This window comes from Terriglobales bacterium (assembly GCA_035764005.1).
Lineage (GTDB): Bacteria > Acidobacteriota > Terriglobia > Terriglobales > Acidobacteriaceae > Gp1-AA112.
The window spans coordinates 152,203-162,586 of sequence record DASTZZ010000031.1; the positions used below are offsets into that span (position 1 = coordinate 152,203).

The 10,384-nt window shown below is 55.4% G+C and carries 15 protein-coding genes; 10 read left to right on the top strand and 5 right to left on the bottom strand.

The window, feature by feature from the left end; translation table 11 throughout:
• Positions 1-8 precede the first annotated feature (8 nt).
• Positions 9-659, bottom strand: a complete 651-nt coding sequence (locus VFU50_06005; GenBank protein HEU5232392.1) for a lysophospholipid acyltransferase family protein — start codon at positions 657-659, stop codon at positions 9-11.
• A gap of 175 nt (positions 660-834) precedes the next feature.
• On the opposite strand from VFU50_06005, the gene VFU50_06010 reads away from it, so the two are divergent.
• The gene (locus VFU50_06010; GenBank protein ID HEU5232393.1) at positions 835-1,413 is read left to right on the top strand and encodes a CDP-alcohol phosphatidyltransferase family protein; all 579 of its coding nucleotides are present in this window, start codon (positions 835-837) and stop codon (positions 1,411-1,413) included.
• Between the two features lie 98 nt (positions 1,414-1,511).
• On the opposite strand, the gene VFU50_06015 is transcribed toward VFU50_06010, so the two are convergent.
• On the bottom strand, positions 1,512-1,838 hold the full coding sequence (locus VFU50_06015; protein ID HEU5232394.1) for a GNAT family N-acetyltransferase: 327 nt from the start codon (positions 1,836-1,838) through the stop codon (positions 1,512-1,514).
• A gap of 202 nt (positions 1,839-2,040) precedes the next feature.
• Between VFU50_06015 and lpdA the strand changes: the two genes are divergently transcribed.
• The 5 genes from lpdA to VFU50_06040 all read left to right on the top strand — a co-directional run bounded on the left by lpdA (position 2,041) and on the right by VFU50_06040 (position 6,072).
• Positions 2,041-3,462, top strand: a complete 1,422-nt coding sequence (gene lpdA / locus VFU50_06020) for a dihydrolipoyl dehydrogenase (protein ID HEU5232395.1) — start codon at positions 2,041-2,043, stop codon at positions 3,460-3,462.
• Between the two features lie 247 nt (positions 3,463-3,709).
• Complete coding sequence (locus VFU50_06025) at positions 3,710-4,435, top strand: hypothetical protein (protein HEU5232396.1); 726 nt, start codon at positions 3,710-3,712, stop codon at positions 4,433-4,435.
• Positions 4,419-4,838 carry a phage holin family protein gene (locus VFU50_06030; GenBank protein HEU5232397.1) on the top strand — a complete coding sequence of 140 codons (420 nt, stop codon included), beginning with the start codon at positions 4,419-4,421 and terminating at the stop codon, positions 4,836-4,838. Before VFU50_06025 ends, VFU50_06030 begins: the two co-directional genes overlap by 17 nt.
• The gene (locus VFU50_06035) at positions 4,835-5,071 is read left to right on the top strand and encodes a hypothetical protein (GenBank protein ID HEU5232398.1); all 237 of its coding nucleotides are present in this window, start codon (positions 4,835-4,837) and stop codon (positions 5,069-5,071) included. Before VFU50_06030 ends, VFU50_06035 begins: the two co-directional genes overlap by 4 nt.
• A gap of 176 nt (positions 5,072-5,247) precedes the next feature.
• The gene (locus tag VFU50_06040) at positions 5,248-6,072 is read left to right on the top strand and encodes a C4-type zinc ribbon domain-containing protein (GenBank protein ID HEU5232399.1); all 825 of its coding nucleotides are present in this window, start codon (positions 5,248-5,250) and stop codon (positions 6,070-6,072) included.
• A gap of 12 nt (positions 6,073-6,084) precedes the next feature.
• Here the strand turns inward: VFU50_06040 and VFU50_06045 are convergent, their stop codons facing one another.
• Complete coding sequence (locus VFU50_06045) at positions 6,085-6,489, bottom strand: response regulator (GenBank protein ID HEU5232400.1); 405 nt, start codon at positions 6,487-6,489, stop codon at positions 6,085-6,087.
• Entirely contained in the window at positions 6,489-6,935 is a 447-nt protein-coding gene (locus tag VFU50_06050; protein ID HEU5232401.1) for a hypothetical protein, read from the bottom strand. Before VFU50_06050 ends, VFU50_06045 begins: the two co-directional genes overlap by 1 nt.
• A gap of 270 nt (positions 6,936-7,205) precedes the next feature.
• Between VFU50_06050 and VFU50_06055 the strand changes: the two genes are divergently transcribed.
• The gene (locus tag VFU50_06055; GenBank protein HEU5232402.1) at positions 7,206-7,568 is read left to right on the top strand and encodes a hypothetical protein; all 363 of its coding nucleotides are present in this window, start codon (positions 7,206-7,208) and stop codon (positions 7,566-7,568) included.
• 8 nt (positions 7,569-7,576) lie between these two features.
• The gene (locus VFU50_06060; GenBank protein ID HEU5232403.1) at positions 7,577-8,329 is read left to right on the top strand and encodes an outer membrane lipoprotein carrier protein LolA; all 753 of its coding nucleotides are present in this window, start codon (positions 7,577-7,579) and stop codon (positions 8,327-8,329) included.
• A gap of 125 nt (positions 8,330-8,454) precedes the next feature.
• Here the strand turns inward: VFU50_06060 and VFU50_06065 are convergent, their stop codons facing one another.
• On the bottom strand, positions 8,455-8,745 hold the full coding sequence (locus tag VFU50_06065) for a hypothetical protein (protein ID HEU5232404.1): 291 nt from the start codon (positions 8,743-8,745) through the stop codon (positions 8,455-8,457).
• Between the two features lie 579 nt (positions 8,746-9,324).
• Here VFU50_06065 and rpe point away from each other — a divergent pair.
• The gene (gene rpe, locus VFU50_06070; protein HEU5232405.1) at positions 9,325-10,020 is read left to right on the top strand and encodes a ribulose-phosphate 3-epimerase; all 696 of its coding nucleotides are present in this window, start codon (positions 9,325-9,327) and stop codon (positions 10,018-10,020) included.
• Between the two features lie 38 nt (positions 10,021-10,058).
• Positions 10,059-10,384: outer membrane protein assembly factor BamD (bamD, locus tag VFU50_06075; protein HEU5232406.1), on the top strand; the 326-nt coding region annotated here is incomplete at its 3' end.

The following is a 10,384-nucleotide window of genomic DNA, read 5'->3' on the forward strand; positions in this document are numbered from 1 at the left end:
GGAGAGGATCAGCTCCGTTCCGAGCGGTCGAAAGAGGCTTCCGCTCTGTTCCGCGCCTCCTCCAATTCCGCTTGCATTCTGGCTAATGACTCATCGTGATCAGCCTCCGCCGCTACTGAAATCGGACTTCGAACGTAACAGTGAACTCGCGAGAACGGCTTGGGAATTATGAACGCGTCCCAACTGTTTAGGATCCAGGCGCGTTCCACGGCCACATAAAAGCAGAAGATAGGTGCGCCAGTCACTCGCGCCAGGTGGATCGGTCCGGGTTTAGCAATATAACGAGGGCCGCGCGGACCGTCGATAGTGAACGCGACGAACTCGCCTTGCTCCAATTCGCGCTGAAGCTCGCGCAATGACTGTACGGCCCCGCGCGAACTCGATCCCCTCACGGCGCGAAAGCCTAGCCGCTCGATGATGCGGGCAATGTATTCCCCGTCATAGCTGCGGCTCGTGAGCACGCGGATGCCGTGTCCGCGAAACAGATATCCGCATGCGAATACACATCGATGCCAGAAGCAATAGATTGCCGGATGTGTCCGCGGCTCATTCTCGGTGCCCGGCTCGAAGGTGAACGTGGGACGCAGGGTCGGCCCGATGAGTCGGATGGCCAGATAGCCAAGCGAAGTGATCAGCCAGAGCGCAATCCTTTGCTTCAAGGAAAACTTGCGTTGACGGCCGCGTGGTTCGGCGACAGCATCCGACTCGTTTTCACCAGTAGCTGCAACGTTTGGCTGCACAGCAGTATTCTAGGAGGAGCACACCTCAGGCTGTCTGAGAAAAAGTGACTGTGAACCTCGCCCTCCCTTGGGCCAAATTTAGGAAGCCACACGCTTGTTCGCCCAACTCCGCAGCTATCCCAACCTGCTTACGCTTCTTCGACTCGGATTCGTTCCGTTCGTGGTCAACGCGATCATGGACGGCCACTACGGCATCGCGCTCACGCTCTTTGTCCTCGCCGGCATCAGCGATGGTCTCGATGGCCTGCTCGCGCGTTCGCTCGGGCAGCGTACCAAGCTCGGCGAATATCTCGATCCCATTGCCGACAAGCTGCTTATCAGCACGCTGTTTCTAGTTCTCTCGGCGATGCACCGCATTCCCTGGCGCGTGACGGTCGTCGTCTTCGGGCGCGACATCATCATCCTGATCGTCTGCACGCTTGTCTATGTGACCACGTCGCTTCGCGACTTCCGCCCCAGCCTGCTCGGCAAGGCGAACACCGTCGCTCAGATCGTAACGTTGGGAGCGACGCTGCTGGTCGAGGTAGTGCCCTGGTTCTGGATCGCGGCGGTGAAAAAAGCAGGAATCTGGACGGTCTTTTCTCTGACCATCGTGTCAGCGCTGCATTACGTGTATCTGCTTGGGGTCCGATTGCATGCGACCATCGAGCGATCAACGGCGAGACCTGCCTGAGAACCCGCGAACACGAAGGGCACGAAGGCAACAGACGAAGTCACGAAGATTTTTTTGTCACCTCTTGTGTGAACCTCGTGACCTTCGTGTTCGCCTTTCTACGTCTCGGAATTCAGCACATGGCGACGATTGTCGTCGCTGAGCAGGTCCAGGTATTCCGAGTGCTTCTTCAGATACTTGCTCACGTAAGGGCAGATCGGCACAACTTCCAGCCCCCGTTCGCGGGCGAATTCCAGCGCTGTGCGGGTGAGCTTTGAGGCGATGCCACGGCCTTCCAGTTCAGGCGGGACTTCGGTGTGATCGAGCGTCAGACTCCCGCCCACGTGACGATAGCTCAGGAACGCTGTCTGCTCGCCCGACTCCACCTCGAAGCGGTGCGTGCGTTCGTTGTTGCTGACTTCAAAACTGCCGTCTTCGCTGACCATGCCGGACCTCGTTCCGACGTACACAAGCAAATATATCTAGGTTGCATCATTTCCGTATGCGTTTGCATTCGCTTTTGGATGGTGCTCGCCCGTTTTCTTTTGTGGCTTAGGCGCGTAGCCGTGCAATGCGACCAAACTACCCTTGTTACAATCTAATGTTTGTCTTTCTGACCAATTCCCAACAAGCTAGACGGAGTCACACTTGCCAGAGACTATTTACGACGTAGCCATCATCGGCTCCGGTCCGGGCGGCTATACGGCTGCGATTCGTGCCGGCGAATACGGACTTAAAACCGCGCTGATTGAAAAAGACGCGAAGCTCGGCGGCACTTGCCTGCATGTGGGCTGCATCCCCACGAAGAGTCTGCTGTTCGACGCCGAAATCTACGACCATTTCAAGGCCGCCAAAGAGCACGGCATTGAGAACGTGGATGGCATGAAGGTCAATTGGGGAACCATCCAGGACCGTAAGAACAAGATTGTCACCAAGCATGCCAAAGGCCTTGAGTTCCTGATGCGTAAGAACAAGGTGACCGTCGTTCCCGGTTACGGGCGACTCACCGGGCCGGTGAAAAATGGCGTGCTCGATGTCGAAGTGACGGGATCCGACGGCAAGAAGAGCAAGCTGCAGACGAAGAACGTGATTATCTCGACTGGCTCGCAGGCGCGAATGCTGACTGGCATGAAGCCGGATTCAACGATTCTCACCAACATAGAAATTCTCTCGCTGAATTCGATTCCAAAATCGCTCGTGGTGATCGGCTCCGGCGCCGTGGGCGTGGAGTTCGCGTCCATTTACAAGTCGTACGGAACTGACGTAAATGTTATCGAGGCTCTGCCGCGCCTGGTTCCAGTCGAAGACGAAGAAGTCAGCAAAGAGCTGCTGCGCGTTTACAAGAAGCGGGGCATTAACTGCCATTTAAGCGCAAAGGTCGAGAAAGTCGAGAAGACCAAGGACGGAGCGTCGGTCACATTCACCGGCTCGGATGGCAAGCAGCAGAGGCTGGAAGCTGAAAAAGTTCTGATCGCCATTGGACGCGCGCCGCAGACCGACGATGTCGGTCTGGATAAAACCAAGATCAAAGCTGAGCGCGGCTTTATTCCAACGAATGAATGGATGCAGACGGTCGAGCCCTGCATCTACGCCATCGGCGATATCGTTTTGGGAATGCCGCAACTGGCGCACGTCGCAGCTATGCAGGGCATGGTTGCAGTGGCAAAGATTGCAGGCAAGTATGCGCGTCCGGTAAAGCGGAATTTGATTCCGGGCGCAACCTACTGCGAGCCGCAGATCGGCAGCGTAGGACTTACTGAAGCTCAGGCGCGCGAGAAGGGATACAAAGTCAAGGTCGGCAAGTTCCCGTTCACCGCAAACTCGAAGGCCAGCATCATCAGCAGCCACGATGGCTTCATCAAGGTCGTTTCCGAGGAACAGTATGGCGAGATTCTCGGCGTGCATATCATTGGTCCCTCCGCGACAGAACTGATCTCTGAAGCCGTAACAGCCATGCAGCTCGAAGCCACCGTTGAAGAGATGATGTTCACCATCCACGCCCACCCGACACTCTACGAAGCTCTGCTCGACGGCTTCAGCAGCGTGGAAGGCAAAGCGATCAACATCTGAGCTGCCGCTGGAGTACACGTCACAAAGCTGGAACATAAACTTCAATAGGAATGCCTCCGTGAACTTTGTGTTCAGACTTCGTCCCCTTTTGTTTTAACCCGGTTCCGCTACTTGCAAGAGTGTCTGGACACGGCAGCAGCTCTCGGAGCATAAGTTCTACGAATCTCTCTGCAAACACCTCGCACCTAATCCACATCCAAGCCATTAGTCCTGGGTATCAAGGGACGCAAGTTTACAGGAGGGTGCAATGGCAGATCCTCTGCACAACAGAGACTTTCCCGAACTGGGCACGCGCACCACGGACCCGATTGGCACGGGACTGGAAGAAAATCGTGCTGACACGGTGACGTATCAGGCTGCGGTTGAGGATCCCATCCGCAAGGGCGGGATGTACGAGTCCAGCCTGCCCGAGAGTACCGGGAACCCGCGACTCAATCGCACGGCGGAGCAGATTGGAGCTGCGCTGGGTAAGACCGTATCTCAGGTCAAGCGGGCTCCGGAAACGGCGCGCCGAGGCCTTCACGTGGTTCGCAATCGCGCTCAAGAAGCGCAGAGCAGTGCTGGCGACCAGCTCTCGAGCTCAGCATCATCGCTGGCAGATACCGCCCAGCAACGTGCGCGCGAGTTCGCCAGCACCGCACAGCAAAGAGCACGTGATCTGGCAGACACCACCAAGCGCCGGGCAAGCGAGCTCGCCGATGCCGCAGAAGAGCGTGGGCGTGTGCTGCTCGATAAAGCCGACGAGCTCAGCGACAGAGTCGCCGAACGCGGTAAAGAACTGCGCGAGCAGCTTGAGGCGCGTACGCGTGAAGCTCGGGCGCAGGCCCGTCTGAAGGCGCAGCAGGCGCGATTGAAAAGCGAGCGTCTAATTCAGGAAAAGCCATTGCATGTGCTCGGCGGCATTGCTGCCGCGGCGTTTTTGTTGGGAGTTTCACTCCGGATCGTGAGGTCACGCAATGCAAGTCGTTACTGAAAATAACAGAACCATCCGCGACGTGGTCACTGAGCTCAAGACCGATGCTCGCGATTTCGTCTCTACGCGCCTGCAGATGCTCTCGCAGGAGATGAAGGAGAAAGTTGGCATCTGGAAAGTCGCAGTCCCAATGCTGGCAGTTGCCGCTCTCTTCGGAGTGGTTACCTTTCTCGCCTTGACGTTCGCATTCATCGCGTTTTTCGCCGGAGTGTTCTACGGCAGCGCGTATGCGTGGTGCTACGGCGCGCTGATCGTTACAGCGGGATATTTCCTGATCGCGATCGGCATGTTCTACCTGGGTCGTCGTGAGCTTACACAGGCTGGACTGGCGCCCAAACGCACTCTGCGTGTTTTGAAAGAGGACCAAATCTGGATTCAGCATGAAGCGAGGTCACAGGCATGACGCAAGCACAACCAAACCTCCCCACAGAGATTCTGGAGAAGCGCGCCGCCGAACAACGTCGCGCGCTGCATAACGATGTTCAGCAGCTTCGCTCAGCCGTGCGCCACGAGATTCGTGAACGCACCGACATTAAACGCAACGTGCGCCGCCATTTCGCGCCTATTGCCGGTGCAACAGCAGCAATCGCGCTGACGCTCGGATACGGTGCCGCGGGAATCTTCACCCGGCACTAACCCCAGGGCGCCAAAGCATTGCGACCCAAATCTAATCGCCTCAGGTACATCTGAAGCCTCGGAACAACATACGAAAGAGGATAGTGGGCCCACCGGCTAACGGCCGGCGGGTTCTGTTGCGCATTTTTCCGTCCCCTCAAGCCTGCTCTGGGCTGTTAGAATCAAGTTAGCTTCTCATGCATGCAGACCTTGAAGGATTAATCAAACTTGAGCAGGTAGATCGTGAAATCGGCCGTCTTTCCGCCGAAGTGGCTGCGCTGCCCAAGCGCGTAGCGGAAATCGAACATCAGCTCTCAGACGCGAGAGGCAAAGTCGAACAAGCCAAAGCGGCCATCAAGTCACAGGAACAGAAGCGTCGCAGCCTGGAATCGGACATACAGTCACAACAGCAAAAGATCGCCAAATTTCGCGATCAATCGCTCGACGTAAAGACCAACGAACAATACAAGGCGCTGATGCACGAGATCCAGTTCGCCGAGCAGGAGATTCGCAAGGCCGAAGACAAGATTCTCGAGATCATGGAAGGCGCTGAGCTCTTCGACCGGCAGGTAAAGGTCTCAGAAGCTGAGTTGAAGACGCAGTCAGTCCAGGTAGAAAAAGAAAAAGAAGAAGCCCGCGCCCTCACCGCCAAAGACGAAGCGCGATTGAAGGAGTTACAAGCAGACCGCGGCGGTCTCCGCTCTGGACTTACCGGGGATCTGCTGGATCTTTATGATCGCGTCCTCAAAGCCAGGAAGACGGCGATAGCCGAAGCGCGCGAGCAGCGCTGTACCGCATGTTTTGTTCTGTTGCGTCCACAGAAATGGAACGAGATTAAAGCAGGACAGGAAGTCATGACTTGCGACAGCTGCGGACGCATCCTGTTCTACGATCCTGCCCACGAACCACCTCCGCCAGAGCCGAAAAAGTCAAAGAAAGCCAAGGCTACTGCGGAGACGGAAGCTCCTGCTGAAATTCCCGGAACGGGAGATGTTCGGCTTTCTGCTGATCAGCTGCCGTAGCAAACTGAACGGCTAAGAGTGTTGTCCTGCCATAGCGACGGGCTGGCGTTCGCGGTGCGGTTTCGTTTTAACCAAATTCAACAACTTATCCGGAAGATTCATAATGTCCGCGCCTTTTACCATCAGTGCGTCGGCCCCTGAAGGACGCCACTCCGGCGAGGATATGGGAAAAGCCGTGAGGATTGCGATCACTGGCCTGGGATCGAGTTGGCGCGCAGCCCGCACGACATCAAAACCAGCGGTAGCGGTTTCCATGCGCATGTCGGTGAGCACTACATCAAATGTCTGCTGAGACAGCAACGACTTGGCTTCTGCAGCCGAGCGAGCCGTGTGCGGCTCGAAAGAAGAGAGTTCCAAAACGGATTTCAATAGCCCGAGGATTGCGGGTTCATCATCGACAATTAGAATACGAAACATCAGTGTACGAGTAAGCTTCCGTTTTTGGGATGAATATCATCGGCATAGCTGGCGCGGCCGGAGATCGCGTCGGCTGTCGCTTCCTTGAGTGCGACGTTGATTCGTTCGACTGCTTCATTCGCCAGTTGTGAAGCATCTTTGTCGCCGGATTTCTGTACTGCCAGGCAGAGTGGAAATACGGCATTGCGCACGTGGTGATTGAGTTCGGAGACAATCGCTGCACGCGACATCGCACTTGCGAAATGCACTTCCTCCTGGCGCAATTGAATAGCCAGGCACACGATCATTGAAGTCAGCGCGGCAACGAGGTCGCCGAGCATCACGTGCACCAGCAGAGACTGGTCGTGCGGCAGAATCATCCAGTGGATGGCGCCCGCAATGGCTCCCACAACGAGACCACAGAAGATAGCAACAAAGATTTTCCCGAGGTTGGAAGCACGCTTCACAAGTGCGATCCTACCTTTCCCGGCCAGAGGAAGAGACGAGTAGCGTAAGGAGCTTTGAGTTTAGGCTACGACGAAGGGTTCTGGCTCACAGTGGGCATCGTGAGCCGCGGATTAAGAGCCTTAGTTTAGCACGCTGGATTGAGCCAAACCTGCACAAATCCAGAGTAGAACGAACTGCGGGACATGTCCGCGACCGACAAGGTGAGATGCTGATTCTTTGCACGGTGATGCTTCGGGTTCTAAACTAACCTCGTATTTTTGGGAGGGACTTTGAAGATCGGGCGAACCCTGAAAAGCTACGTTTTGTGGACTCATCCGCGTGGCGGGATTCACTACGACGTAATGGTCACGATCATTCTTGCTTTTATTTTTCTCACTCCTCGGAACGTCTTCAAAGACAGCCCGAATTCTCGTCCGCTGCATCCCAGCGAAATTGTTGTTAAGCAGGATGGGCCCAATAGCTTTATATGCGACCTGAACGCTGTGGCAATCTCTCCGGATGAGAACGATACAAGCGCGGCGCTGGAGAAGGTGCTTGTGCCAGTGGTCGGAAGTATCGAAGTGACGCGGTATACCGAGTTGCGCGACACTTCTGGCAAGCTTACGGGTTATCGTGTGTGGGCTCACCGCTAACGGGATCTATGAAACTTCTCTTTTATCGTGCAGACAGGAACTCAGGAAGAGGCCATAGTGCGTTTGCCCTCACTTGCGCACTCCTTCTCGGTTTTTGTCCAGCTTTTGCCCAAAACAAGAGTTCGGGTTCGGGACAGACTGCGTCCACACTCGAAGCCGTGCTGGCGCAGATGGATGCCGCAGCAGCTCAGTTCCGCAGCGCGCAGGCGGACTTCACTTGGGATCAGTATCAGAAGGTAGTGAACGAAACCGATACGCAAAAGGGGATGGTCTACTACCGTCGCACCGGCAAAGGCGAAACTCAGTGGGCGGCTGACATTCAGTCACCCGATCAGAAATACATGCTCTTTACCGAGGGCAAGATCCGCATTTATCAGCCGAGAATCCAGCAGGTGAATGAGTACGACGCGGGCAAGAACCGGGCAGAAGTGGAGAGCTTTCTCGTTTTGGGATTCGGCGGAAAAGGGCACGATCTCCAGAACCAATTTGATATTAAGTTCGAAGGCAACGAGGATGTGGACGGAGTCCGAACCGCCAAACTGGACCTGACGCCAAAATCGCCGAAGGTGAGAAACATGTTTGATCACATCATCATCTGGGTGGATGCGACGCGCTCAGTCTCGTTGAAACAGCAAGCATTTGAGCCTTCCGGCGACTATCGCCTTGCGCATTACACGAACATCAAATTGAATTCGAAGATCCCTGACGATGTCTTCAAACTGCACACGTCAGGAAAGACCAAAACGGTAAAGGGAAGCTAGGCTTGGAAGTGTTCAGAGAGATTCCCAGGCGATCATGGGTTTCATAGTAAAGCGCTGGGCATTTCCTGAAAAGTAACGAATGTCATCGCAAAGTGTTGCTGTAATCTGTGCGTTCGTCCCCAGATTTACACGCCCTGTCCCATCGCTCGAAGGCTTTCCGCGTCGGAGAGGACAACGATTTCAGTCTCAGGGCTGAATTCCAGCAACAGATCCTGCAGCGAATTTTCCTCAGCGGCTGCCCGCGTTGTCGGCAGCACAAGATAAGCTGGCTTGTATTGTTTCGCAAATTCCACGGCAGCCGCCGCGGTACGCGCGATTAGAAGGCATCCATCAGTTCCTGCTAGTTCCATTGCCGAATGGCGGATAGCGCTAGAGTCGCTGTCGAGCAGCAGTACGAACTTCGCAGTTTTCTTCATGTGCATCGGTTGTTCCCCGTTGATAAAGGAACAACCAGTCCGAAGCCGCAACTCCGGTAGAACCATTCCTCTATGCAGACTCTTCCACCGTACCCGACAAAACTGGTTGAGCAAATCCAACCAACGTGGGGTCGTGCAATGTCGATTTACGAATCCTTAATTGCCCAATGTGCATCTTCCGTTCTACTCTTGGGAAAGCAATCCAGGGTTGAAGTCCAACTTCGGTGTACCGTATGGCACACGGCTCCCAATTTTTGCGCACGCCGAACCGGAGCAACCCGGAGATTACCGACTCTTTCTGCGTCGAATGCCAGACATTCATTGGGGCCTCGCCGCGTCCGAGCCTGCTTCAACTAATGGAAGAGGCGCATTCGTGTCCGCATGATGAGGTCAGGGCGAAGCCGGCAAAGCGACGCACAATGCGCGCTCCTAAACGAGACAAATGATGCCGGCGCGTTTTGTCTAAGGTTTCGCTCTTAACACGTCCGATGGCCTGCTATTCGGCCCGAATTTGAGCCCGAAGACCCGCCATAATTGCTAAAATTGTGAGCGTCTCCTGACATTCGGAAGCGTTCTATTTTGATCGAACTCGCACCCTCGATTCTCTCGGCGGACTTTGCTCATCTGGCCGACAATGTTCTGGCTGCGATCAAAGGTGGAGCTACGATCATCCATCTCGACGTGATGGACGGGCATTTCGTGCCCAACCTCACGATTGGACCTCCGATTGTGAGATGGCTGCGTCCGGTCACTGATGCGGTCTTTGACGTTCATCTGATGATCGAGAATCCGGATCAATTCATTCCAGACTTTGCTGCCGCCGGCGCAAATTGGATGTCAGTGCATCAGGAAGCCTGCGTACATCTGAATCGCACACTGACATTGATCAAAGAGCATGGCTGCCAACCGGGCGTGGTGATCAATCCAGCCACTCCGGTCGAGACGCTCACAGAAGTGCTCGACATGGTAAACCTGGTGCTGGTCATGTCGGTGAATCCAGGATTTGGCGGGCAAAAATTCATTCCAGGCGCGCTCCACAAGATCGCGAAGCTGGCGAGGATCCGCGAGGAGCGTGGGCTGAACTTTCGCATCGAGGTCGATGGAGGCGTTGCTCACGACACCGTCGGTGAGATAGTGCGTGCGGGAGCGGAGCTGCTGGTCGCCGGCAGCGCAGTCTTCGATGGTCACGATATTACGGCGAATGCGCGGAGTTTGCTCAAGGCCGCAACCGAAGCAGTTCCCGAAGCGAGACTGGCAGGGGTAATAAGAACTTAAGTTACGCGAGCTGAGGAGCTTCGCAGCTAAGGATTTCTATGATTCATCGCAGTACCACAATCGCACTTGCTCTCGGAATGGCCGTGATAGCCGCCGGTTGTCATCACAACAAGGTCAACAACCCAATTGCCAATGTTGACTCCAAGCAACCGGACAAGGTCCTCTTTGACCGCGCCATGGACGCGATGAAGCACGGCAAATACGACGTCGCGCGCATCACGCTGCAGACGCTGATCAACACTTATCCCGATTCGGAATTCATCGCCCGCGCCAAGCTGGCAGTCGGGGATTCCTGGTATGCCGAGGGCACCACGGCCGCATACCAGCAGGCTGAAGTCGAGTACAAGGACTTCATCACGTTCTT

Bases quoted from the DNA above. Each gene is read 5' to 3' on its own strand.
- VFU50_06015 (HEU5232394.1), bottom strand. From the start codon at position 1,838: ATGGTCAGCGAAGACGGCAGTTTTGAAGTCAGCAACAACGAACGCACG.
- VFU50_06025 (HEU5232396.1), top strand. From the start codon at position 3,710: ATGGCAGATCCTCTGCACAACAGAGACTTTCCCGAACTGGGCACGCGC.
- VFU50_06030 (HEU5232397.1), top strand. From the start codon at position 4,419: ATGCAAGTCGTTACTGAAAATAACAGAACCATCCGCGACGTGGTCACT.
- VFU50_06035 (HEU5232398.1), top strand. From the start codon at position 4,835: ATGACGCAAGCACAACCAAACCTCCCCACAGAGATTCTGGAGAAGCGC.
- VFU50_06040 (HEU5232399.1), top strand. From the start codon at position 5,248: ATGCATGCAGACCTTGAAGGATTAATCAAACTTGAGCAGGTAGATCGT.
- VFU50_06045 (HEU5232400.1), bottom strand. From the start codon at position 6,489: ATGTTTCGTATTCTAATTGTCGATGATGAACCCGCAATCCTCGGGCTA.
- VFU50_06060 (HEU5232403.1), top strand. From the start codon at position 7,577: ATGAAACTTCTCTTTTATCGTGCAGACAGGAACTCAGGAAGAGGCCAT.
- VFU50_06065 (HEU5232404.1), bottom strand. From the start codon at position 8,745: ATGAAGAAAACTGCGAAGTTCGTACTGCTGCTCGACAGCGACTCTAGC.